Genomic DNA, 23,752 nt, shown 5'->3' with positions numbered 1-23,752 from the left:
TGCACTTATTTGGGGCCCTAAAAAGTCACATTGCACCAGTATTATTTCACACCCAGAAATACTCTGTGAATCCTGATTCTTATAGTGTTTTCTATGCCATTGAGCCACATTCTATGAATGTGATCCATATATACATTTTTCGTTACTAAAAAATACTTTACCCACTTATTTTACGCCAAAAGTTCAAGTATGATTCTCTCTGAAAAAACCAGTCAGGCCATATTTTATATTACTAAATCTCGCTTTAATGGATTTCTGACTATCAGTACGGATTTTATCAGCATCTTTCTTAAGGACTCTTTATGGCAACTCAAAACAGTGCCCCTGAAGCCGTAACACCGACCGTACGTCTAGAAGAAGACTTGCTCGGTCAACGTGAAGTACCCACTAACGCCTATTATGGTATCCATACCTTACGCGCTATTGAAAACTTCAATATCTCTAACGTCACCATATCCGACGTACCAGAGTTCGTCCGTGGCATGGTCATGACGAAAAAAGCAGCGGCACTAGCGAACAAAGAGCTAGGTGTATTGCCAAAGCAAGTTGCTGATTACATCATCAAAGCATGTGACGTAATTTTAGAAACTGGCAAATGTATGGACCAATTTCCATCAGATGTTTTCCAAGGTGGTGCTGGTACATCGGTTAACATGAACACCAATGAGGTGATTGCTAACCTTGCTTTAGAACTCATGGGTAAAGAAAAAGGTCAATACGAGTTCATTAACCCAAATGATCACGTTAACCGTAGCCAATCTACTAACTGTGCTTACCCAACAGGTTTCCGTATTGCTGTTTACAACAGCATTCAAACTCTTATTGATTCGATTGAATACTTAAAAGCAGCTTTTGAACTCAAAAGCCAAGAGTTCTCTAGCATTCTAAAAATGGGTCGTACCCAGCTTCAAGATGCAGTGCCAATGACCGTTGGTCAAGAGTTCCACGCTTGGGCTATCACTCTAAACGAAGAAATCCGCGCACTTCAGTACACGTCAAAACTGCTTCTCGAAGTAAACTTAGGCGCGACAGCAATCGGCACAGGTTTGAACACGGCAGATGGTTACCAGCAACTTGCGGTTAAACACCTTGCCGAAGTAACTGGACTTGAAGTTGTGCCTGCTGAAGACTTGATTGAAGCAACATCAGACTGTGGTGCTTACGTGATGTCTCACGGCGCACTTAAACGTCTTGCCGTTAAACTCTCTAAAATCTGTAACGATTTACGTCTACTCTCTTCTGGCCCTCGTGCTGGTCTTAACGAACTGAACTTGCCAGAACTACAAGCAGGTTCTTCTATCATGCCTGCGAAAGTAAACCCAGTTGTACCTGAAGTGGTAAACCAAGTCTGCTTCAAAGTATTAGGTAACGACAACACAGTATCTTTTGCCGCAGAAGGTGGCCAGCTACAGCTCAACGTTATGGAGCCGGTAATCGCGCAAAGCATGTTTGAATCTATCTCACTGCTTTCTAATGCGTGTGTAAACCTACGTGATAAATGTGTTGACGGTATTACAGTTAACAAAGAGATCTGTGAAGGTTATGTACATAACTCCATTGGTATCGTCACGTACCTCAACCCATACATCGGCCATCACGAAGGTGATATCGTGGGTAAAATCTGTGCTGAAACAGGTAAGAGTGTCCGTGAAGTAGTGCTCGAACGTGGTTTGCTTACCACTGAGCAACTGGATGATATTTTCGCCACAGAAAACTTAATGCGTCCTCAGTATAAAGGGCAACGTTACGTCTAACGTTATCCAATAATGAGTAAAGGCTTCCAACTGGAAGCCTTTTTATCATCTATTCCCCAACTTGATGGGAACATCAGACTGCCATGCAGGTCATAATTTGCGATGCCGCATTAGCGTGACCATATCCAAACTCTCCGAGATGCGCTACGATTCAACCCATTAGCAATGGCTACAACGTCGGGAATACCATCATTTATGCTCCGTGTTTTTGCATTCTTATTGATTTTCACTCTTTATGTGCCTAGCACATTAGCGGCTTTCGGCGATAGCAGTGAATTCAAATTACCTAATCAACAACAGCAATTTGTTACTGTTGATCAAGCCTTTGCGTTTAGTTCTTATCAGCAAGGAACCCAACTCTATTTAGATTGGCAAATCAAACCCGATTATTACCTTTACCAAGAAAGGATTCACATCTCCGCGCAAGGTGTCACTCTAGGCGACTACACACTCCCCCACGCGACTCCGCATAATGATGAGTTTTTTGGTCAAGTTCATATTTACACCCAACCGTTATCTATCATCCTACCGTTAAAGGATTTTACCGCTGGCAGTCAAGTTACCGTCAGTTACCAAGGGTGTGCTAAAGCTGGATTTTGTTATCCGCCAGAAACAAGAACCATTGATATTGAATCATTTAGCGCCGCTAACAATACGCCATCAACGACCAAGACAGAAACAGGTGTTACTCAACGGAATAAGAGCAATGGAGCACCCGAAGCTGGAACATCGACGTCTTTGGCGCAAAATCTTGCTGAGCATTGGTGGACGCCACTCCTATTTTTATTGCTCGGTATCGGTTTAGCGTTTACGCCTTGTGTGCTGCCTATGTATCCAATTTTAACCAGTATCGTGTTAGGCAGTGGCAAGCTATCTCTACGCCGAGCATTAATGCTAAGTGTTATTTATGTGCAGGGTATGGCGATCACTTATACCTTATTAGGCCTCGTGGTCGCGTCAGCAGGAATACAGTTTCAAGCGGCGCTGCAGCAGCCCGCGGTGTTGATTGCCTTGAGTGTCTTATTTATCTTACTCGCCGCATCCATGTTTGGCCTATATACCTTGCAATTACCAAGTAGCGCGCAAACTTGGTTAAACAAATTAAGTAATAGCCAAAAAGGGGGCAATAGCCTTGGCGTGCTGATCATGGGGGCGATTTCTGGCTTGGTTTGCTCTCCTTGTACCACAGCTCCACTTTCCGGAGCCTTGCTCTACGTCGCACAAAGTGGTGATCTCACCACTGGTGCAGTAACCTTGTACGCTCTCTCAATCGGCATGGGAATTCCATTAATTCTTGCCGCGATGTTTGGTCAGCGTCTGTTGCCTAAAACAGGTAACTGGATGAACCATGTTAAGACTCTGTTCGGTTTTATTTTACTTGCCGCTCCTATTTTTCTCTTAGAGCGTATTTTTCCCGATATTTGGATAACTGTGTTGTGGTCAGCGCTAGGTTTATTTGGATTTGGTTGGCTCTATCATGTGAAACACCAAGCGCAATCCTCAAGCTGGCGCACCAGTTTAATCGGGATTATCGCTATTATTGGGTTAGTGCTTTCAATCCAACCCCTTTGGGGAGTTTGGCAACAATCAACAAATGCCATACCAACCAAAACTCCAGTAGGCGAGATAACCTCCCACTTAGAGTTTACGCGTATCCATAATGTGGCAGAGTTAACCGATGCACTTGCACAAGCAAAAGCGCAAGGTAAGCCCGTCATGTTCGATTTTTACGCGGATTGGTGTGTCGCTTGCAAAGAGTTTGAAAAATATACGTTTAGTGATCCACAAGTACGGCAACATCTAAGCCAATTTATGTTGCTTCAAGCTGACGTTACCAAAAATCAGCCCCAAGACATTAAATTACTTAAGCATCTTAAGGTACTTGGTTTACCGACTATCGACTTTTGGGATACAGAGGGGAATCATCGTACTCAAGCTCGAGTGAGCGGTTTTCTCAGTGCCGATGATTTTCTTCATCACTTAAATAACAATCAGCTTTAATTCTCACTGAAACACCATCTTGAGGTTACTTGGGTATATAAGGTGTTTTTTAACAAAAAATCACCTTATCTCAATGAGATCTCCCCCAGCATATTCAACAACGAACATCAGCAAAACCGGATATAGTTCAGACTTTTAACGGCTAAATATTGTTCAAGTTACAAAATGTGAACATACTTCTTTTAACCTAATTGTTAAAAGTGTTTAACGTTATGGATGAAACTTACACCATTATTATTGCTGACGACCATCCTCTGTTTCGTAATGCCCTATTTCAATCTGTGCATATGGCAGTAAGCGGCGCTAACCTTTTAGAAGCAGATTCACATGATGCCCTCACACAATTACTAGAGAAAGAGCCTGATGTAGATCTGTTACTCCTCGATCTAAAAATGCCTGGAGCTAATGGTATGTCAGGCCTAGTACAACTGCGTAACGACTACCCTGATTTACCAATAGTCGTCATTTCTGCTAGTGAAGAATCCTCTGTTGTCACACAGGTAAAACACCATGGCGCATTTGGCTTTATTCCTAAATCAAGTGATATGCGAAGCTTAATTGCAGCATTGAATCAAGTTTTAGCGGGGGATCCTTACTTCCCTGAAGGACTAGTTAATGAAAACTCACCAACGAATGATCTTGCTGAACGTATTGCAGCGTTAACACCTCAACAATATAAGGTATTGGGGATGTTGTCAGATGGACTACTGAACAAACAGATAGCCTATGAGCTTCATGTATCTGAAGCGACCATTAAAGCTCATATGACGGCTATCTTTCGTAAGTTAGGCGTGAAAAACCGCACTCAGGCGGTCATTTTGCTACAGGATCTACATCTTTAGATGGGGTGGTTAGCCACTAGCTAACCACTGTACTTTCACTCTCTTCTTCTCGTTCTTCTTGATTGTCTTCCTCATCGGGAAGACGCAGGCCAATACGCGTTACTTTCCAATCCAGCACGTCAGCTACAATCCACTGTAAGCCCTGCCATTCGAAATGGTCACCAAGAACTGGCGTCGCACCTAAATGCTGCATAACCAGATCATGCAACGTCATATCCACATTAAATTCGCCCAGATCTAAGCCATAAATCAAAGCAACATCCGTCAATTTCGCGTTGATATCTAGGAAGAAGTCACCAAAGAAACGGGCTAATGACGATTTTTCAGGAGCTTCACTAAATAACTGACTCAGCGCTTCTAGATCTTTTTCTTGCGCCAAAACACACAAGGTATCACCTTCTTGTAACGTGGTACTACCCGATGGGTGCATCAAGTTTTGATCGCGAAACACGGCTGCAATACGTGTTCCTTCCGGCATAAATAGGTTACGAATCGGAGCGCCAATACACCATTTATCCGCTTTCAAGCGATAGATAAACAACTCCCATTCACTGGTGGGATAAATTTCCACCCCGGCGCGCGAAATAGGCTCAGGTTTAGGCGGTAATTCAACTTTTGCGATACTCATCGCTTTGGTCAACGAACCACCTTGCACAATCAACGAAACCATAACAACGAAGAAAGCTAAGTTGAAGTAAAGTTGCGAGTTAGGTAATCCAGCCATCATTGGGAATACCGCCAAAATAATCGGTACAGCCCCGCGTAAACCAACCCAAGAAATAAACCATTTTTCACGAGCGCTAAAGCTACGAAAAGGAATTAAACTCACCCAAACGGAAAGCGGTCTTGCTAATAAAATCATACCAATGGCAAGAGCTAAACCAGGTACGGCGATTTCCAATAGATGGCTTGGGACCACCAATAGGCCGAGAACTAAGAACATGCCTATTTGGCTAAGCCATGTCATACCATCGAGTATGTTTAGGATCGAGTGACGACTACGAGTTGGTTGATTACCAATAAATACTCCAACCAAATAGATAGATAAGATCCCGCTCCCACCCAAATAGTTTGATAGCGCAAAAATAACCAAACCACCACTCAATGTCAGAATAGAATATAAGCCCTCAGGTAACGTGCTGCGGTTAATAATCATCCACAGAGCCCAGCCACCAGCGAGACCTAATACGGCACCAACACCAAATTGCTTGATAAAACTGATCGCAAAGAAGCTAATCCCCATATCCGCTTGAGCCTGACCAAGCACCGCTATCAGCGTTACCGTTAAAAAGACCGCCATCGGATCATTGGTACCAGATTCAATCTCTAATGTTGCACCGACACGTTCATTCAAGCTTCGCCCTTTTAGTAGCGAGAAAACAGATGCGGCATCCGTAGACCCTACGATTGCCCCAACTAAAAAACCTTGTAATAACGATAAATGAAACAACCATGCCGCGAGCAATCCAGTGATCACTGTTGTTAATGCTACACCGATAGTCGCTAGCGCAACCGAAGGCCAAAATGCGACCCGAAAACTTGCGACCCGCGTACGCATCCCACCATCAAGCAAAATCACCGCAAGTGCTAGGTTACTCACTAGATAGGCTGTCGAGTAATTGTCGAATTGAATTCCGCCCGGACCATCTTCGCCAGCCAGCATGCCAACAAACAAAAACACCAATAAAATTGGGATACCTAATTTTGATGAGACAGGGCTTAACAGCACACTCATCGCAATCAACGCCGCCCCGATAAGAAAAAAGCTATTAATCGTAATAGCGTCCAACGTAATCTCCTTTTGAAATTATATTTTTATCCACTGGTTGGTACATAACGAGCCACACCCAGCTGTTACTTGGGTATATGCAACAATATCATGTAAACTTAGTGTATCTTAATTTGTGTCATTAGCCGCGAATTAAGCCCAGTATTTTCTCATTGAGCGACAATAACTTGTTATACCTTTGGCTATATTAATTAAATATCGATTTAAATCATTACCTTAAATTGAACATAATCGTCATAGTCAATAATTTTATTAGTCTAATTCTATGAATTTACATAGATTTAGGATTAAAACGGCCCTCTTAAACAAGATCAAACTCTCACTTTTCGTTCTCTTGTCCCTCTAACCATTTCGTCGCCCACCTCCCCCAAGACTAAAGTTGCAAGGAGAGCCCCTGTCTCTACTGCTAATCTCATACCTGTAACATTGTATTAACATTAGTTATTAAACAAAACAATGCTTTCAGACATTGCAGAAGGAGATGGCCATGGCATTTGAATCTAACGAACATGCACAAGCCTACTGGAAAGAAAACCTCGCCTTAATGGGCGGTCTACTATTTGTATGGTTTGCCGTGTCCTACGGGGCGGGTATTTTGTTTGTTGATACCCTTAACACCATTCAATTTGGTGGCTTCAAATTGGGCTTTTGGTTCGCACAACAAGGTTCGATCTACACTTTCGTGGCTTTGATCTTTGTTTATGTCGCGCGCATGAATGCACTCGATAAGAAGTACAACGTACACGAAGACTAAAGGGAGTTTGTTATGGATATTCAAACTTGGACATTTATTTTGGTCGGACTGACGTTCGCACTGTATATCGGCATCGCCATTTGGGCTCGCGCAGGATCAACCAGCGAATTCTATGTCGCTGGTGGTGGTGTTCACCCTGTGGCAAACGGGATGGCAACCGCGGCCGATTGGATGTCAGCGGCCTCATTTATATCAATGGCGGGAATCATCTCGTTTATTGGCTACGATGGTGGCGTGTATCTTATGGGATGGACAGGAGGCTACGTTTTGTTAGCTCTGTGCCTAGCCCCTTACTTGCGTAAATTTGGTAAATTCACCGTACCCGATTTTATCGGTGATCGTTATTACTCTAAAACAGCACGCATGGTCGCCGTATTCTGTGCCATTTTTGTCTCTTTCACTTATGTTGCCGGCCAAATGCGCGGCGTGGGAGTGGTATTTGCTCGTTTTCTCGAAGTAGATATCAACATGGGCATCATTATTGGGATGGCAATCGTGTTCTTCTACGCCGTAATGGGCGGAATGAAAGGCATTACTTACACTCAAGTAGCTCAATACTGCGTGCTGATTTTTGCGTTTATGGTGCCAGCCATATTTACCTCACTAATGATGACGGGTAATCCTATCCCTCAAATCGGCTTTGGTTCTACAACGGTAGGAAGCGACACCTATTTACTTGATAAGCTCGATGGCTTAACTCAAGAACTTGGGTTTACCGCCTATACCGATGGCTCAAAGAGTATGGTGGATGTCTTCTTTATTTGTGCAGCTTTGATGGTAGGAACGGCGGGGTTACCACACGTTATTATTCGCTTTTTCACCGTACCGAAAGTCTCTGATGCACGTATTTCAGCAGGTTGGGCATTGGTGTTTATTGCTATTTTGTACACCACTGCACCAGCGGTTGCCTCCTTTGCACGTGTGAATATGATTGAGACTATTAACGGCAAAGATATGCGCGGCGTTGTTGCTGCTGAAGCGCCAAGTTGGTACAAAAACTGGGAAAGCACTGGACTGGTAAAATGGGAAGATAAAAACGGTGATGGTCGTATGTTCTACGCTGGCGACGCCCGTAATGAAATGACCATTAACCGCGATATTATCGTACTCGCATCACCAGAGCTGGCAAAACTTCCTAACTGGGTCGTTGCACTTTTAGCGGCAGGTGGTCTGGCAGCGGCATTATCAACTGCTGCAGGGCTATTGCTCGTTATCTCCACCTCAATATCTCATGACTTACTCAAAAAAGGATTCAGGCCGAACATGACGGATAAGCAAGAACTCCTCGCCGCAAGGCTTGCTGCCGTCTTAGCGATTGTTGGTGCAGGCTATCTCGGTATCAATCCACCCGGTTTTGTGGCGCAGGTGGTCGCCTTTGCCTTTGGATTAGCGGCCTCTTCGTTCTTCCCTGCCATTATTTTGGGCATCTTCTATAAGAAGATGAACAAGGAAGGTGCGATTTGTGGCATGCTTTCGGGTATCGCGTTTACCGCGGCTTATATCATCTACTTTAAATTCATCAATCCTGCGGCTAACACCCCTGATAATTGGTGGTTTGGTATCAGCCCTGAAGGTATTGGTACATTAGGTATGTGTGTGAACTTTATGGTGTCCATCGTCGTCAATAAATTCACCGCAGAAGTACCAGAGGATGTACAAGAGATGGTTGAGTCTATTCGGTATCCAAAAGGTGCGGGAGCAGCTCAAGACCATTAATCGGTTGTGAAAGCCATACGCATATAAAAGCCCAACCACTTTATCAACTGGTTGGGCTTTTTCTCGCCAATTCTATCAAGACAATGTTAAGCCACTATCGGGCCTGCATATAATTTGCTTTAAATGCTGGATTTAGCGTAGTGAGTTTTTTCACCAGATAATTTAATAACACACCATACAACGGCACAAAAAGGCCTAAGCTAATAATCAGTTTAAAACTGTAATCAACCGTCGCAATTTCTGTCCAATGCTGCGCCATAAAAGGATCGGGACTTTGATAAAAAGCGATACCGAAAAAGGCGATGGTATCGAGCGCATTACCAAACAAAGTGGAAGCGGTTGGAGCTATCCACCACTGTTTCATCTGACGTAAGCGGTTAAATACCGACACATCCATAATCTGCCCTAACAAATAAGCCATAAAACTGGCAGTCGCAATACGTGCGACAAAGAGATTTAAGTGACTTAATGTTTCCAATCCTTGATAGCTACCCTTAAAAAACAACACTGAAAGCAGATACGAAAATGCTAAGGCTGGAATCATGACCAAAAAAATGATTTTTCTTGCCATTGACGCACCAAAGATCCGCACAGTTAAATCCGTTGCTAAGAAGATAAACGGAAACGTAAATGCACCCCAGGTGGTATGAAAAGAAAAAATAGTAAAAGGGATTTGAACCAAATAGTTACTCGATGCGATGATCAGCAGGTGAAACACAACGAGGAAAGAAAGGGCTTTGCGCTGCTGCGCAGGGGTAAACGAACTCATAGATTACCTTTTTAGTTTGATTTGGGGGCGAGGGAACCCAAACGGAAAAATTTCCTAACAATAGTCATATTTTGTAACTCACCGAAATATGAATTACAAAAAGGGTCATCATTATGATGAATGAAGGCAGATTATACGCGCCTTAAACCTAGCAGCAAGACACAAAAAATTATTATCTTGTACGCAAACGATACCCATGATCGACGCTTTCCTTTTTGATCAAAAGAATCATAGTGTTGACGAACAGGTAAGCTTTTTCTTGAGAAGATCCCTAGGATCATGGTAATCTTCGCCTCCATTTTTCTGACTTCAACTTCATAATCTACTGTGAAGACTTTAGGTCAGTGCTATCTTTAGGGTACAGAAAAAGCGATTTTTTTGTACGCGATCCCAACCAAACGTGGAACCGAACAGATGGGCAAAGGTACTCTTTATATCGTTTCAGCACCGAGTGGCGCTGGTAAATCCAGCTTAATTTCAGCATTGCTTGAACGTAACCCAACATACGCAATGAAAGTTTCTGTCTCGCATACAACGCGAGGAATGAGACCGGGAGAGCAAGATGGTAGTCATTACCATTTTGTACAAAAAGAGCACTTTGAAGAGCTGATCGAAAAAGGCGAGTTTTTGGAGTATGCCGAAGTGTTCGGTAACTACTACGGCACGTCTCGCGTTTGGATTGAGCAGACCTTAGAAAAAGGGATAGATGTCTTTCTTGATATTGATTGGCAAGGCGCGCGTCAAATTCGCAAACAAATGCCTCAAGCTCAAAGCATCTTTATCCTGCCACCTTCTCGCGAAGAATTGGAACGCCGTTTAACGGCACGTGGTCAAGATAGCGAAGCGGTGATTGCCAAACGCATGAACGAGGCTCAAGCTGAAATCTCTCATTATGATGAGTACGATTACGTCATCATCAATGATGATTTTGATGTTGCGATCATGGATTTTAAAGCAATCATTCGCGCAGAAAGATTGAAGCAAGATAAGCAAACTGCTAAATATAGCAGTATGCTCTCTGCACTTTTGGCGGACAAAGCGTAAGCTGGGTTCACCTTAAACAATTTTATCCACAGTCTGTTGCTAGTATATCGACGCATTAGACTGTATACTTTCTCGTCATTCAACATTTTAGTTAACTATTTGGAGTTCTCATGGCACGCGTAACTGTTCAAGACGCTGTTGAAAAAGTTGGCAACCGTTTCGACTTAGTTCTGATTGCGGCTCGCCGCGCTCGTCAAATGCAAACTGGCGGTAAAGATGCACTAGTGCCGGAAGAGAACGATAAGCCAACGGTTATCGCTCTACGCGAAATCGAAGAAGGTCTTATCACTAAAGAAGTGCTAGATGCACGCGAACGCCAAGAGCAGCAAGAGCAAGAAGCAGCAGAATTGGCAGCAGTAAGCAGCATCGTACACAACCGTTAATTCTGCATCGGCATAAATTAACACTCGGGCCTGAAATTTGTATCTATTCGATAGCCTCAAGGACGTTGCCCAAGAGTATTTGACAGAGCCTCAACTAGAGGCTCTACGTCGATCTTATGTGGTAGCAAGAGATGCCCACGAAGGGCAAACCCGCTCTAGCGGGGAACCATACATTATCCACCCTGTTGCAGTAGCTCGAATCTTGGCTGAAATGCGCCTCGATTTAGAAACCCTGCAAGCCGCTCTTTTGCACGATGTTATTGAAGATACCGCCGTGTCTAAAGAAGAGCTGGAAGACCAATTTGGTCATGCCGTTGCCGAACTGGTTGATGGCGTGTCAAAACTGGATAAGCTGAAATTCCGAGATAGAAAAGAAGCGCAAGCGGAAAACTTCCGTAAGATGGTTCTTGCAATGGTGCAAGACATCCGTGTCATTCTTATCAAGCTATCGGACCGCACGCACAACATGCGCACATTGGGTGCTTTACGCCCGGATAAGCGTCGCCGTATTGCTCGCGAAACCCTCGAAATTTATGCCCCCCTAGCCCATCGCCTAGGTATTCATAATATAAAAACCGAACTCGAAGAGTTGGGTTTTGAAGCCCTATATCCAAACCGGTATCGCGTTCTTAAAGAAGTAGTCAAAGCTGCTCGCGGTAACCGTAAAGAGATGATTCAGCGTATCCACAACGAAATAGAAGGCCGTTTGCAAGATGCTGGCTTGAAATCTCGCGTTGTTGGTCGTGAGAAAAACCTCTATTCGATCTATAACAAGATGAAGACCAAAGAACAGCGTTTCCATACTATTATGGACATTTACGCTTTTCGCGTCATCGTCGATACTCCAGACACTTGTTACCGCGTTCTTGGCCAAGTTCACAGCTTGTATAAGCCTCGTCCTGGCCGTATGAAAGACTATATCGCGGTACCAAAAGCCAACGGATACCAATCTCTGCATACCTCTATGGTCGGCCCACACGGTGTTCCTGTTGAAGTACAAATTCGTACTGAAGATATGGACCAAATGGCAGACAAGGGTGTGGCAGCACACTGGTCATATAAATCCAATGGTGAGCGTGCGGGCACTACAGCCCAAATCAAAGCGCAACGCTGGATGCAAAGCTTACTTGAACTGCAACAAAGCGCAGGTAACTCGTTTGAGTTTATCGAAAACGTTAAATCGGATCTGTTCCCAGATGAGATCTACGTTTTCACACCAAAAGGCCGTATCGTTGAAATGCCGGTAGGCGCAACAGCCGTCGATTTCGCTTACGCAGTGCACACTGACATTGGTAACTCCTGTGTTGGTGCGCGTGTAGATCGAACCCCTTACCCATTAAGTAAACCGCTGAAAAACGGCCAAACCGTAGAAATTATCAGTGCACCGGGTGCAAGACCAAATGCGGCATGGCTTAACTACGTGGTGACATCACGAGCTCGAACTAAGATTCGCCAAGTGTTGAAAACAATGCGCCGTGAAGATTCAGTCATGTTGGGGCGCCGTTTGCTGAACCATGCTTTAGGTGAACTATCACTTAATGACATCAGCGGAGATGTCGTTAATCAAGTGCTGGTCGATCTTAAAGTCGCCTCTGTTGATGATATGTTAGCGGCAATCGGTCTGGGTGAATTAATGAGTATTGTCATTGCCCGCCGCTTACTTGGTGATGGTGATGACTTCTCTCAAGAGCAAAAAGAACAATCAGCATCCACTAGCAATAAACGTAAAATGCCGATTCGCGGCGCCGAAGGTATTTTGCTGACGTTTGCGAACTGTTGTCATCCGATTCCTGATGATTCCATTATTGCTCATGTCTCCCCTGGCCGTGGCTTGGTGGTACACTGCGAAACATGTCCGAATGTACGCGGTTACCAAAAAGAACCTGAGAAATACATGGCAGTTGAATGGACCGATGACTACGACCAAGATTTCATTGCTGAACTGCGTGTTGATATTCTTAATCGCCAAGGTGCGCTTGCTGAATTAACCAATGTTATTTCGCAAACGGGTTCGAACATTCAAGGACTTTCAACAGAAGAACGCGACGGTAGGCTTTATACCGTTACTGTCCTTCTTACGACGAAGGACCGTGTTCACTTAGCTGGCATTATGCGTAAGATTCGTGGTATGCACGATGCGCTAAAAGTCAGACGCAAAAAATACTAACTCCGTCCCCGTTCCTGTTCCTGGCTCCTGATACGCTCAGGAATCAGGAACGAATATTAAGGAACGCCGTTAATGAATTCCGAACGCTACGCTCGTATTCAACAAGTGCTAAAAGCACGTCAACCTGATCTCACGCTCTGCTTAGAGCAAGTTCACAAGCCTAATAACGTTTCTGCGGTCATTCGCACCGCCGATGCTACAGGTCTTCATAAAATCCACGCAGTATGGCCAAACGACAGTATGCGCACTCTTTCGCATACCTCTGCAGGCGCTCGTAACTGGGTTGAAGTAGAAACCCACGACACCATTGAAGAAGCGGTGACCACTCTAAAAAGCGAAGGTATGCAAGTACTGCTCACCAACCTATCAGACACTGCAGTTGATTTTAGAGACATCGATTATACCAAGCCGACAGCAATCATTTTGGGGAGTGAAAAAACCGGAATTTCACAACAAGCACTCGAACTGGCAGACCAGGATATTGTGATCCCTATGGTCGGCATGGTTCAATCATTGAATGTATCGGTAGCCAGTGCTTTGATTCTGTATGAGGCACAACGCCAGCGCCAATTAGCTGGACTATATGACCGTGATAAAAGTGTGTTAGATGAAGAAACGATTCAGCGTATCCTATTTGAGCGTGGTCATCCGGTATTAGCGAAAGTGGCTAAACGTAAAAAGCTCCCTTATCCACCCCTTGATGACGAAGGCCAAATTGTCGCTGACTCTTCTTGGTGGCAAGAGATGCAACGTAAATAGGTCTCATCTCATCAGCCGGAGCAGCAAAAAAGTAGGGGTCTCCGGCATACAGTTCCAACTTCCCAAACTTTTCCCTGTACAAAAACACAGTCCAGTGTTTGAATAAACTTATCTATTTTATCGGTAACGAAGAGCTTATCTATGTCCCAATTGCTTTCCGCTGTTCCACTGACGTCACTCTCTGGTGTAGGAGCAAAAGTCGCGGAAAAACTGGAAAAAATTGGTTTAGTCTCTGTACAGGATCTCCTGTTTCACTTGCCTCTTCGTTACGAAGATCGCACCCGTATCTATCCCATCATAAAACTGCATCCTGGAATTTGGGCTGCGGTACAAGGGAAGGTGATGGCAGTCGATACCATTTTTGGTCGACGTAAAATGCTGACAGTGCGAATCAGTGATGGTAACGGTACGCTAACGTTACGCTTTTTTAATTTCACCGCAGGAATGAAGAACAATTTTACTGAAGGTAAGTTGGTACATGCCTATGGCGAAATTAAACGCGGTAATGGTGGCTTGGAAATTATTCATCCAGACTACAAATTTTACGCACCAGCACAGAAGCCCGATGTTGAGCCCAATCTCACCCCTGTCTACCCTACGACAGATGGATTACGCCAAATCACTCTACGTAACCTCACCGACCAAGCGCTTGAATTACTCGATAAAGCCGCCGTTCAGGAATTATTACCATCAGGGCTTTATGACCATCAGATGACCATGGGACAAGCTCTACACATTATTCATCGCCCACCAGCCGATATCGACCTCTCTTTATTTGATGAAGGGCGTCATCCAGCTCAAATTCGTTTAATTATGGAAGAACTGCTGGCACAGAACCTATCGATGCTCTCTGTACGCAGCCAAGGACAATTGGAACAGTCATTCCCATTGCCTGAAGCCAACGAGCTAAAACAGAAACTTCTAAGCCAACTGCCATTTAGCCCGACCAATGCACAGGATCGTGTTGTTAAAGAGATTGAGCAAGATTTAGTCAAACCTCACCCCATGATGCGTCTAGTACAGGGTGATGTTGGCTCAGGTAAGACCCTAGTCGCAGCACTCGCTGCGGTCAGAGCTATCGCCCATGGTTATCAAGTTGCTCTAATGGCTCCCACGGAACTATTAGCCGAGCAGCACGCCATTAACTTTGCGGGTTGGTTTGAACAATTGGGTATTCAAGTCGGTTGGTTAGCGGGCAAATTAAAAGGGAAAGCAAAAGATGCTGAGCTTGCTCGTATCGAAAGTGGTGACGCACAAATGGTGGTGGGTACCCATGCTCTTTTCCAAGAACATGTGAACTTTAAAAACCTGGCGCTAGTCATTATTGATGAACAGCATCGCTTTGGTGTGCATCAGCGTTTAGAGCTACGCGAAAAAGGGGTTAAGCAAGGCGCTGTACCGCATCAATTGATCATGACGGCAACTCCCATTCCACGTACATTAGCGATGACCGCTTACGCGGATTTAGAAACTTCAGTGATCGACGAGCTACCACCGGGACGAACGCCCATTCAGACCGTGGCGATTCCAGATACTAAACGAGACACCATTATTGAGAGAGTGCGCCACGCCTGCTTAACTGAAGGTAAACAAGCCTATTGGGTATGTACTTTAATTGATGAATCTGAAGTATTAGAAGCACAAGCGGCAGCAGATATTGCCGAAGAACTACAACGAACTCTGCCTGATGTAAAAATCGGTCTGGTACATGGACGTATGAAAGCTGCTGAAAAGCAGGAAGTGATGCGTTCCTTTAAAGCCAATGAGCTGCACTTGCTGGTTGCGACCACCGTTATCGAAGTTGGTGTGGATGTACCCAATGCGAGCTTAATGATCATCGAAAACCCAGAGCGTCTTGGCCTTGCTCAATTACACCAGTTGCGTGGACGCGTTGGACGAGGTTCGGTTGCCAGTCACTGTGTTTTGCTCTATCACGCACCACTATCTAAAACGGCCCAAAAACGCTTGGGGGTACTACGCGAAAGTAACGATGGGTTTGTCATCGCTCAACGTGATTTAGAAATTCGTGGTCCGGGAGAATTACTGGGGACGAAACAAACAGGGATGGCCGATTTTAAGATTGCCGACCTTATGCGTGATCAGCGATTAATTCCTGAGGTGCAACGTATTTCTCGTCACATTCACGATAATTTCCCGCAACATGCTCAAGCAATTATTGATCGTTGGTTAGGCAATCGAGATATGTACTCCAAAGCGTAAATCTTTTGGCTTATGTTCCAACCACACTGTACGAGTTCATACACAATACTTAGTGGCGACTGTTGTTTACGCGTTTAAATCGCTAGAATGCCAAACATGTTATGAGTAAAGACTAAGGCAAATGCATGAATACCCGAGAACTGATCGACGAAATTAAAAATCGCGTTGCTAATGGGGAAAACAAAGCAGCACTGTTTGAACAATTTCGTAAAAAAGTCCCAAAAGAGAGCCATGTTGCCTTTCTTATTGCTTCCACAGCGACACCAGAAAACATACTCAAAACGCGCCAGCTACGTACTATTTTGATCACGCTTGTTGCGCTATTGACCCTTCCCCTCACCTTTTTTGCTCATTATTTTGTCACTCAAGTCGAGTATCAGCGTGGGGCTTTGGAATGGCTATTTACCTTAGCCATTGGCGTGGCTTTCCCCTTACTTAATGCGCTTGGTATGCTGCGTCACCGATTTCCAGCCTATACCAACTTTATGACAACAGGGTTAGTGTTTGTCGTGCTCGCAGTGGTTGCCCTCCACCAGCATGCGATGACAATGACACCAACAATTCTTGTATCTCTAGGTTTAGCCATCGCCCTGATTGTCTATTGTGGCTATGTTCGTTCGCTACTATTCCCTGCTATTTCATGGTTTGGCATGGTGAAAAAAAATAGTCAGCAAGAATACCAATTCGATTAACTTCCCAAGCAATCACATCGATACCATTGAAAGGGAGTGACCATACCTTCCTTTCTTTGGGCTTAGCCTATGCTCTACCCCCTGTATCAAATGGCCATTGGGGTATATAACTCTCTTTGCAATACAACTAAGTTACTCTTTCCTAATACATACTTGTCCACATGGTCAAAAAAGTCATTAAAACCAACTAGCAAACGTTTGCTTTTTGATCGCAAGCCTCTATAATCGCCGCCTATTTTCAATATTTTGATCCTTGCTTCACTCCACTATCTTTACGATCATGATGGACTAACCAAGATCAATATTGATCCCCAATCTAGGGCAGGTTCTGATTAACAGCAATCACAGATAGATTATCTGCTCGACTTTTATCGCCCATTCAGCGCGGTAAAAGCTTAGATTTGAAAACTAGGAAAACACTATGACTACCAACAACGCCGGACGTAAATCCGAATTGGTTTACCAACTTAATGACAGACCGCCATTACCTCAAACCATCTTTGCGGCATTACAGCACCTGCTCGCTATGTTCGTTGCTGTGATCACCCCTTCACTGATCATTTGTCAAACTCTCGGCGTCTCCCCAGAGCAGACCAATACGATTATCAGTATGTCGCTTTTTGCCTCAGGTGTTTCATCCTTTATTCAAATCAGAACCATCGGTCCTATCGGTTCTGGCCTACTTTCAATTCAAGGCACCAGCTTTAACTTTTTAGGTCCAATTATTGGTGCAGGATTATCTTTAAAGCAGGGTGGTGCTGATGTGCCAACCATGATGTCAGCCATTTTTGGCACCATCTTATTCGCCTCTTTGGCAGAAATTTTGCTGTCTCGCGTATTAGAGTTTGCACAACGCATTATCACACCGCTGGTCTCTGGCATCGTAGTTACACTGATTGGACTAACTCTGATTAATGTGGGTCTTATCTCTATGGGTGGTGGCTACTCAGCAATGGGAAATCACACTTTTGGCAGTCTGCATAACTTGGCCCTAGCAGGCACAGTGTTAGCAATGATTGTGATTTTAAACCGTTCGCGCAATCCATATATTCGCGTATCCTCAATCGTCATTGCCATGCTAGTGGGATACATCATGGCTTACTTTATGGGTATGATCGATTTTTCTAAACAACACCAAAATGATTTATTCGCCCTGCCGATTCCAATGCAGTTTGGTTTGAGCTTTGATTGGTCGCTGTTTATTCCTCTCGTGCTCATCTTTCTGATTACAGCACTGGAAGCAATCGGTGATATTACTGCAACCTCAGAAGTATCCGGAGAGCCAGTAAAAGGCCCTATTTACATGAAACGCCTCAAAGGTGGTGTTTTGGCAGATGGTTTTAACTCAGCATTAGCGGCTTTCTTCAACAGTTTTCCAAACTCAACCTTCAGTCAAAACAACGGCATCATCATGTTAACTGGTGTAGCAAGCCGTTATGTGGGTTACTTTATCGCTGGTATGCTGGTTCTTCTTGGGTTATTCCCAGGCGTTGCAAGCTTTGTACAAATGATTCCTGAACCAGTATTAGGCGGTGCAACTATCGTTATGTTTGGTACGATCGCAGCAGCGGGTGTCCGAATTATTTCACGTGTTGAATTGGATCGCCGCGCAGTACTGATCATGGCACTATCATTCTCAATGGGTCTTGGTATCTCACAAAAACCGGAGATACTTCAATTCATGCCTGAGTTTATTAAGAACCTGTTCTCGACTGGTATCGCAGCAGGCGGTATCACGGCCATCATCTTAAATATCATATTGCCAGAACATATGGCGGAAAAAGATGACGTTGAGAATGCGTAACTACCGCTGCTAATAGATGTGAGGGAGCTAAGTTAGCTCCCTTTCTTTTTTGGAACGGATGGGAAACTGATCTGCATTTTTAAACCACCCTCACTGCGGTTTGTGGCAGCCACCGCTCCATGGTGCTGACTGACAATGCGTTTAACAATGGCTAAACCTAACCCTGTTCCCTCACTACCCCGAGCTTGATCTCCGCGCGTAAAAGGTTCAAACACCTTATTAACTTCACTCGCTGGAATGCCTGGACCGTTGTCTTCTACGCTCAACCATACCATTTTACGATCAGCCGTTACTCCAGATGAAATTTTGACCCAACCGTTACCATAACGAACCGCATTCACCACTAGGTTAGTCAACGCTCGTTTAATGGCTATAGGGCTTCCCTTAGCAGACACCAAATTCGGGGTTAAATCACAGATGACATCGCCTTCAATCGCCATTGCTTCAGCCGATCCAACATCCTCTGCAATACTATTAAGGTCAACCGCTTCAAAGCTATCTAAATTGACAGGCTTCAAATAATCCATAAATTGGCTAATGATCTCATTACATTCTTCAGTATCACTGATAATACCTTCTGCAAGATAACTGTCTTCAGGCGACATCATTTCCGTTGCCAATCGGATTCGAGTTAACGGCGTTCTCAAATCATGACTGATCCCTGCCATCAATAGAGCTCGATCTTCTTCTAACGCTTGAATACCTTGTGCCATCTGGTTAAAGGAGCGAGTCACTGAGCGAATTTCTGTCGCTCCTCGTTCGGGAAGAGCTGGAGGGAACTCACCGTGCCCAACCTGTTTTGCGGCTTTTTCTAACGCCGTTAATGGCCGGTTCTGCCAACGAATAAAGGCCCATCCCCCAACAACAATCACAAACGCCATGATGATGCTGTTACGAAACAAAGGAGCAAAATCCCCTTCATGCAATTCAGATAATGGGATACGAATCAGTTGCCCAGGTAAATTTTCAATTTTTACCCACAATACATAGCTATCTTTGCCCAAGGCCATACGAACCTCAGTTGGAGTCCCTAAATCCTCGCTCATTTCTTCGCTCATCAGGTCAATACTCACGCCATGCTGATACCCTTCAGCTTCTGGGCTATCTTCACTGTGAATGGTAACACCGAGCTGTTCGAGTACACGCTGACGCTGCGGTGCATCGAGTGACAAATGATTATCTTTAACCGAGCCATCCAACATTAAATTTATCTCATGACCTAAGATTTTGTTGAATTGCTGTAAACTCGGCATCAATGCGTAATTGAATACCGCGTAATAAGAGTAGATTTGGCTCGCTATCAATAAACTGAGAAATAAAAAGATGGATTGAGTAATCGAGCTACGGATGTTAATTCGCATAGACTGTGCCTAGGAAGAAATGAGAAAAGGTGCCGCGTGGGCACCTATTGAAAGACTATTTAAGCTTACCATCAGGGACAAATACATAACCAAGTCCCCAAACAGTTTGAATATAGCGTGGCTTACTAGGATCAACTTCTAACATGCGACGCAAGCGAGAAATTTGCACGTCTATAGACCGCTCCATCGCAGAGTATTCACGGCCTCGAGCCATATTCATTAGTTTGTCACGCGATAGAGGTTCTCTCGCATTCAGTACTAATGCTTTCAATACTGCAAACTCTCCGGAAGTGAGTGGCATAGGTTCATTGCCGCGGTACATTTCACGCGTTCCCAAATTCAGGCGAAACTCGCCGAATTCAACCACAGACTCCTCTGAACTTGGCGCTCCTGGCGCCTCCATCACTTGGCGACGTAACACCGCTTTGATGCGAGCAAGCAACTCGCGAGGATTGAAAGGCTTCGGTAGATAATCATCTGCCCCAACCTCTAAGCCAACGATACGGTCGATTTCATCGCCTTTCGCCGTCAGCATCAAAATAGGTAGCATATTGTTAGCATTGCGAAGACGGCGACAGATCGATAACCCATCCTCACCAGGCAACATTAAATCCAGTACCATCAAATGGAACGTTTCGCGAGTTAACAAGCGGTCCATCTGTTCGCTGTTAGCAACACTACGAACTTGAAAACCTTGTTCTGACAAATAACGTTCTAGCAAAGCTCTCAGGCGAGCATCATCATCGACAACCAGAATTTTATAACTTTCTTGCATGAGCGTCCTCACCGACTAACATCATCAATATCCTTTCCTTTCAGGGATGCCAATGTAACACCACGAATAAATATTGGTGAAAAACAATTGTTAACGTTTGTTTCTTCAAACATAGTCCCTGTCACTTTAGTCTGTCCATCTAACCGATAAAACAACACTAATGCGTTGGGGAACATCACAGTTTTAGCTATCAATGGCCCATCACTGAGCCTGCCTATCGTGCATAGCGTATTAGTTATTGGCCCCAGGATACTCTATTTTATTGATAAACCAGGTTTTAACTCCTAGAGGCGTGTTCACTTCAACGTCATCATCCACTTCTTTTTTCAACAGTGCACGAGCCATTGGCGAATCAATGGAAATATAGTCTTTAGCATCACCATAAATCTCTTCTGGACCAACAATTCTAAATGTTTTTACCTCACCCGCTTCATTTTCAATCTCAACCCAAGCACCAAAGAATACTTTGCCATCTTGTTCTGGCGAATAATCAACAACTTTAACTTCCGGCAGAAACTTACGTAGAAAGCGTACTCGACGATCAATTTGACGCAGTAAACGCTTGTTGTACTGGTATTAGTTCTACTCTTAAGAACGTACTAATAGGTGCAATACTACTTTTAAATATCTGATATAGACAGATCTGATTTCAAAGTTCAGTCATTTGAATTGGTGAGAACCATCAACTATATACTAAGTAGTATGTTAATAATTTTTTAGTGTTTGAGGTGTTCCATGAATAATGACAAGCGAAGGACGAGTTGGCGTGATTTTTTAGAGAACAGTCTTCGACTCTCAGATATCAATGAACTGGAATATAAGAGGATGCAACAGTTTAAACATCTACCAATATGTATGACTGACTATTACAGCAAGAATTGGTCTGGATGGCGTGACTACCTCGAACAAGAAAAGAAATGAGCTTTGTGATTAAACGAGGAGTGAACTACAAAGCAGGGAGCAGCCGGCCTTCGTTTCGCTTTCCAGCACTTTTTACTGAAATAAGTATATGAAGGAATCCTTAATTTTTATGAAGGTAATGTCACTTAGTTATAGGAGTTAGTATGTCAAAATCAAAATTCTATCCTAGCTATCAAGAAGCATGTGAAGCTGCAAGAAAGTTGAAGATTAAGACGGCGAAGGAGTACAAAAATCTTTCAGGCAAGCCTGATCGCGACACCAACGATTCAACGTCACCGAAATCAAGTGAGTAAGAATGGGTTATACACTTAAAAGAAGAGTTTCTTATAAGGCTAGTGCGGCGTCTTTATCACATAACCTTCCTGCCATCTTCACTAAGAGTGGCTTGCTGATTTCTCATTTGAGGTACTTATATTCTAACCGAGGTAAATCACCATCTTGGATGGAGAGAAATACCTTTGCGGTAGAGCTTCTTTTAAAGTTTATAGAGCGCCAAGTATCAAACTTCTCATCAGCTACAGAGTTGCTCAGAGCGTTTGTTGAAGCATTACAGTTTGGAACAATTCAAGATGGGCAAGACAGCTCTGGTTTATTCTGGTCGACTCGGAGAAATGAAGACGTAAATGTTCTTCTTCGCCATATTACGGATTATTGTGACTACCTCGATACTGTTTATGGAACTGACTTACCCAAGCTAAATCACTTAAGGAAAGCAACTCATACAGAAGAACGTTTGCAATGGTGTGCTTACTACAGGAGGCACAGTCGTAGCTTTCTGAATCATTTAGCTAATCCATCCCGACAGCAATTCTCAGTTGTTAGAATGATTCGAGGGCCTGAGAGGCACCTACTTGATATCGAATCGGTATATCGCTTTCCAGAAACCCGAATTGAAGACTTACTGCTTCATGGGTTTGTTTTTCCGTCAGGAGAACCGGATTATGCTAGCCAGTTGATTGTAATGTTGATGCATTTCGGTGGGTTGAGATTGTCGGAGTGTTTTCATATATATGTCCATGATGTGCATCTAGACCAGAAATCAGGCTCAGCTCTCATATCGGTTTTTCATCCTAGTGATGGACAGTCGCCAGATGAACGTTTCTGTAAACGAAATGAATACTTGGCTACCAAATACCGACTAAATCCAAGGAATGAGTATTCGAGAAGCCATAGACTATATGCTGGCTGGAAAGGACCTTTGCTTACAAATCGCAACCTATCCTTTGATGTGATGTTTTATCCAGCAAGTAAAGCTGTTGAATTTACTCTGGTACTACAAAAGTACCTTGCGACTAAACCCTCTTCAGAATCTCCGTTCCTTTTTGTTAACTCAAAAGGAAATCCAGAGAGTAAAAAAATTTCTATCAGAAGCATAATAGAGCCGTTCGTCGAATTGGACTAGAACCATCCAAGTCATTAGGGACAACCCCACACGCTCATCGCCATTCCTACGGCTATAGATTAAGCCAAGGAGGTTTTTCTCAGCTAGAGATTCAAAAAGCGATGCACCATAAAAGCCCTGATAGTTGTTTGGTTTATTTGAAACCTTCTGACGATGAGGTTCGTCGTCAAATGAGAGACGCTCACTGATGAAAAAGTTTTACACAACTATAAACCAAGCAAGTAAAGCAGCGATAGGATTGGGCATTCAATCGTTNCAAGAATATAAGCAGCGTTACAAAGAAGATGTGCGTCTTCCCGCGAGTCCAAATANGCTTTATGCCGCTGACTGGGTTGATTGGTTTAGTTTTCTGGATAAAGAGAAGCGGCCTTTCTATTCGACATACGCAGAGGCCAGCCACGCAGCGATAAGATTGGGCATTCAATCGTTTCAAGAATATAAGCAGCGTTACAAAGAAGATGTGCTTCTTCCCGCGAGTCCAAATACGCTTTATGCCGCTGACTGGGTTGATTGGTTTAGTTTTCTGGATAAAGAGAAGCGGTCTTTCTATTCGACATACGCAGAGGCCAGCGAAGCCNCGATAGGATTGGGCATTCAAT

At 44.0% G+C, this 23,752-nt stretch carries 20 protein-coding genes and 1 pseudogene; 16 read left to right on the top strand and 5 right to left on the bottom strand.

Annotated features, from left to right (window positions below; translation table 11 throughout):
• The first annotated feature begins 302 nt into the window (after positions 1 to 302).
• The 3 genes from aspA to F9817_RS03330 all read left to right on the top strand — a co-directional run bounded on the left by aspA (position 303) and on the right by F9817_RS03330 (position 4,597).
• On the top strand, positions 303 to 1,754 hold the full coding sequence (gene aspA / locus F9817_RS03340; RefSeq protein ID WP_161153548.1) for an aspartate ammonia-lyase: 1,452 nt from the start codon (positions 303 to 305) through the stop codon (positions 1,752 to 1,754).
• Positions 1,755 to 1,949: 195 nt separating this feature from the next.
• Complete coding sequence (locus F9817_RS03335; RefSeq protein WP_161153547.1) at positions 1,950 to 3,755, top strand: protein-disulfide reductase DsbD; 1,806 nt, start codon at positions 1,950 to 1,952, stop codon at positions 3,753 to 3,755.
• Between the two features lie 212 nt (positions 3,756 to 3,967).
• Complete coding sequence (locus tag F9817_RS03330) at positions 3,968 to 4,597, top strand: response regulator (protein ID WP_161153546.1); 630 nt, start codon at positions 3,968 to 3,970, stop codon at positions 4,595 to 4,597.
• Positions 4,598 to 4,613: 16 nt separating this feature from the next.
• On the opposite strand, the gene F9817_RS03325 is transcribed toward F9817_RS03330, so the two are convergent.
• On the bottom strand, positions 4,614 to 6,386 hold the full coding sequence (locus F9817_RS03325) for a potassium/proton antiporter (RefSeq protein ID WP_161153545.1): 1,773 nt from the start codon (positions 6,384 to 6,386) through the stop codon (positions 4,614 to 4,616).
• Between the two features lie 487 nt (positions 6,387 to 6,873).
• On the opposite strand from F9817_RS03325, the gene F9817_RS03320 reads away from it, so the two are divergent.
• Together F9817_RS03320 and F9817_RS03315 are read left to right on the top strand one after the other, a co-directional pair.
• Positions 6,874 to 7,140 (top strand): DUF4212 domain-containing protein, encoded by a 267-nt coding sequence (locus F9817_RS03320; protein ID WP_161153544.1) that lies wholly within the window; start codon positions 6,874 to 6,876, stop codon positions 7,138 to 7,140.
• A gap of 12 nt (positions 7,141 to 7,152) precedes the next feature.
• Complete coding sequence (locus F9817_RS03315) at positions 7,153 to 8,856, top strand: sodium:solute symporter family protein (RefSeq protein WP_161153543.1); 1,704 nt, start codon at positions 7,153 to 7,155, stop codon at positions 8,854 to 8,856.
• Positions 8,857 to 8,950: 94 nt separating this feature from the next.
• On the opposite strand, the gene F9817_RS03310 is transcribed toward F9817_RS03315, so the two are convergent.
• Positions 8,951 to 9,625 carry a 7-cyano-7-deazaguanine/7-aminomethyl-7-deazaguanine transporter gene (locus tag F9817_RS03310; protein ID WP_161153542.1) on the bottom strand — a complete coding sequence of 225 codons (675 nt, stop codon included), beginning with the start codon at positions 9,623 to 9,625 and terminating at the stop codon, positions 8,951 to 8,953.
• Between the two features lie 414 nt (positions 9,626 to 10,039).
• Here F9817_RS03310 and gmk point away from each other — a divergent pair, with 414 nt between their 5' ends.
• The 7 genes from gmk (at position 10,040) to F9817_RS03275 (ending at position 18,694) form a co-directional block, all read left to right on the top strand.
• Complete coding sequence (gmk, locus tag F9817_RS03305) at positions 10,040 to 10,669, top strand: guanylate kinase (RefSeq protein ID WP_161153728.1); 630 nt, start codon at positions 10,040 to 10,042, stop codon at positions 10,667 to 10,669.
• A 110-nt stretch (positions 10,670 to 10,779) separates the two neighbouring features.
• The gene (gene rpoZ, locus F9817_RS03300; protein ID WP_161153541.1) at positions 10,780 to 11,052 is read left to right on the top strand and encodes a DNA-directed RNA polymerase subunit omega; all 273 of its coding nucleotides are present in this window, start codon (positions 10,780 to 10,782) and stop codon (positions 11,050 to 11,052) included.
• Between the two features lie 37 nt (positions 11,053 to 11,089).
• Positions 11,090 to 13,219: a bifunctional GTP diphosphokinase/guanosine-3',5'-bis pyrophosphate 3'-pyrophosphohydrolase gene (gene spoT, locus F9817_RS03295; protein ID WP_161153540.1), complete on the top strand. Its 2,130-nt coding sequence runs from the start codon at positions 11,090 to 11,092 to the stop codon at positions 13,217 to 13,219.
• A 72-nt stretch (positions 13,220 to 13,291) separates the two neighbouring features.
• Positions 13,292 to 13,978: a tRNA (guanosine(18)-2'-O)-methyltransferase TrmH gene (gene trmH / locus F9817_RS03290; protein ID WP_161153539.1), complete on the top strand. Its 687-nt coding sequence runs from the start codon at positions 13,292 to 13,294 to the stop codon at positions 13,976 to 13,978.
• Between the two features lie 141 nt (positions 13,979 to 14,119).
• A complete protein-coding gene (gene recG, locus F9817_RS03285; RefSeq protein ID WP_161153538.1) occupies positions 14,120 to 16,198 on the top strand; it encodes an ATP-dependent DNA helicase RecG in 2,079 nt (692 codons plus the stop codon).
• 125 nt (positions 16,199 to 16,323) lie between these two features.
• Positions 16,324 to 16,890: a hypothetical protein gene (locus tag F9817_RS03280; RefSeq protein WP_161153537.1), complete on the top strand. Its 567-nt coding sequence runs from the start codon at positions 16,324 to 16,326 to the stop codon at positions 16,888 to 16,890.
• Positions 16,891 to 17,311: 421 nt separating this feature from the next.
• Complete coding sequence (locus tag F9817_RS03275) at positions 17,312 to 18,694, top strand: uracil-xanthine permease family protein (RefSeq protein WP_161153536.1); 1,383 nt, start codon at positions 17,312 to 17,314, stop codon at positions 18,692 to 18,694.
• Between the two features lie 32 nt (positions 18,695 to 18,726).
• On the opposite strand, the gene envZ is transcribed toward F9817_RS03275, so the two are convergent.
• From envZ to F9817_RS03260, 3 genes and pseudogenes are all read right to left on the bottom strand, one after another.
• Positions 18,727 to 20,049 carry a two-component system sensor histidine kinase EnvZ gene (envZ, locus tag F9817_RS03270; RefSeq protein ID WP_161153727.1) on the bottom strand — a complete coding sequence of 441 codons (1,323 nt, stop codon included), beginning with the start codon at positions 20,047 to 20,049 and terminating at the stop codon, positions 18,727 to 18,729.
• Between the two features lie 61 nt (positions 20,050 to 20,110).
• A complete protein-coding gene (ompR, locus tag F9817_RS03265; RefSeq protein ID WP_161153535.1) occupies positions 20,111 to 20,830 on the bottom strand; it encodes an osmolarity response regulator transcription factor OmpR in 720 nt (239 codons plus the stop codon).
• A gap of 231 nt (positions 20,831 to 21,061) precedes the next feature.
• Positions 21,062 to 21,406, bottom strand: a pseudogene (locus F9817_RS03260) (GreA/GreB family elongation factor); the annotation flags it as partial.
• A 488-nt stretch (positions 21,407 to 21,894) separates the two neighbouring features.
• Here F9817_RS03260 and F9817_RS03255 point away from each other — a divergent pair.
• The 4 genes from F9817_RS03255 to F9817_RS03245 all read left to right on the top strand — a co-directional run.
• The gene (locus tag F9817_RS03255) at positions 21,895 to 22,044 is read left to right on the top strand and encodes a hypothetical protein (protein ID WP_161153534.1); all 150 of its coding nucleotides are present in this window, start codon (positions 21,895 to 21,897) and stop codon (positions 22,042 to 22,044) included.
• A gap of 2 nt (positions 22,045 to 22,046) precedes the next feature.
• Positions 22,047 to 23,153: a gamma-mobile-trio recombinase GmtY gene (gene gmtY, locus F9817_RS03250; protein ID WP_237476187.1), complete on the top strand. Its 1,107-nt coding sequence runs from the start codon at positions 22,047 to 22,049 to the stop codon at positions 23,151 to 23,153.
• The gene (locus F9817_RS23925) at positions 23,144 to 23,341 is read left to right on the top strand and encodes a tyrosine-type recombinase/integrase (RefSeq protein WP_345789709.1); all 198 of its coding nucleotides are present in this window, start codon (positions 23,144 to 23,146) and stop codon (positions 23,339 to 23,341) included. Before gmtY ends, F9817_RS23925 begins: the two co-directional genes overlap by 10 nt.
• Positions 23,341 to 23,752: integrase repeat-containing protein (locus F9817_RS03245; protein ID WP_202436331.1), on the top strand; the 412-nt coding region annotated here is incomplete at its 3' end. The genes F9817_RS23925 and F9817_RS03245, both read left to right, overlap by 1 nt.

This window comes from Vibrio eleionomae (assembly GCF_009874545.1).
In the GTDB taxonomy this organism is placed as follows: domain Bacteria; phylum Pseudomonadota; class Gammaproteobacteria; order Enterobacterales; family Vibrionaceae; genus Vibrio; species Vibrio nitrifigilis.
This window is presented reverse-complemented; position numbering and strand designations above follow the sequence as displayed.

What these genes read in the sequence shown, in the direction of transcription:
- F9817_RS03315 (WP_161153543.1), top strand. Translation starts at nt 7,153, where the DNA reads ATGGATATTCAAACTTGGACATTTATTTTGGTCGGACTGACGTTCGCA.
- gmk (WP_161153728.1), top strand. Translation starts at nt 10,040, where the DNA reads ATGGGCAAAGGTACTCTTTATATCGTTTCAGCACCGAGTGGCGCTGGT.
- F9817_RS03330 (WP_161153546.1), top strand. Translation starts at nt 3,968, where the DNA reads ATGGATGAAACTTACACCATTATTATTGCTGACGACCATCCTCTGTTT.
- gmtY (WP_237476187.1), top strand. Translation starts at nt 22,047, where the DNA reads ATGGGTTATACACTTAAAAGAAGAGTTTCTTATAAGGCTAGTGCGGCG.
- F9817_RS03275 (WP_161153536.1), top strand. Translation starts at nt 17,312, where the DNA reads ATGACTACCAACAACGCCGGACGTAAATCCGAATTGGTTTACCAACTT.
- F9817_RS03320 (WP_161153544.1), top strand. Translation starts at nt 6,874, where the DNA reads ATGGCATTTGAATCTAACGAACATGCACAAGCCTACTGGAAAGAAAAC.
- F9817_RS03280 (WP_161153537.1), top strand. Translation starts at nt 16,324, where the DNA reads ATGAATACCCGAGAACTGATCGACGAAATTAAAAATCGCGTTGCTAAT.
- rpoZ (WP_161153541.1), top strand. Translation starts at nt 10,780, where the DNA reads ATGGCACGCGTAACTGTTCAAGACGCTGTTGAAAAAGTTGGCAACCGT.
- recG (WP_161153538.1), top strand. Translation starts at nt 14,120, where the DNA reads ATGTCCCAATTGCTTTCCGCTGTTCCACTGACGTCACTCTCTGGTGTA.
- trmH (WP_161153539.1), top strand. Translation starts at nt 13,292, where the DNA reads ATGAATTCCGAACGCTACGCTCGTATTCAACAAGTGCTAAAAGCACGT.
- F9817_RS03335 (WP_161153547.1), top strand. Translation starts at nt 1,950, where the DNA reads ATGCTCCGTGTTTTTGCATTCTTATTGATTTTCACTCTTTATGTGCCT.
- F9817_RS03255 (WP_161153534.1), top strand. Translation starts at nt 21,895, where the DNA reads ATGTCAAAATCAAAATTCTATCCTAGCTATCAAGAAGCATGTGAAGCT.
- ompR (WP_161153535.1), bottom strand. Translation starts at nt 20,830, where the DNA reads ATGCAAGAAAGTTATAAAATTCTGGTTGTCGATGATGATGCTCGCCTG.
- aspA (WP_161153548.1), top strand. Translation starts at nt 303, where the DNA reads ATGGCAACTCAAAACAGTGCCCCTGAAGCCGTAACACCGACCGTACGT.
- F9817_RS03310 (WP_161153542.1), bottom strand. Translation starts at nt 9,625, where the DNA reads ATGAGTTCGTTTACCCCTGCGCAGCAGCGCAAAGCCCTTTCTTTCCTC.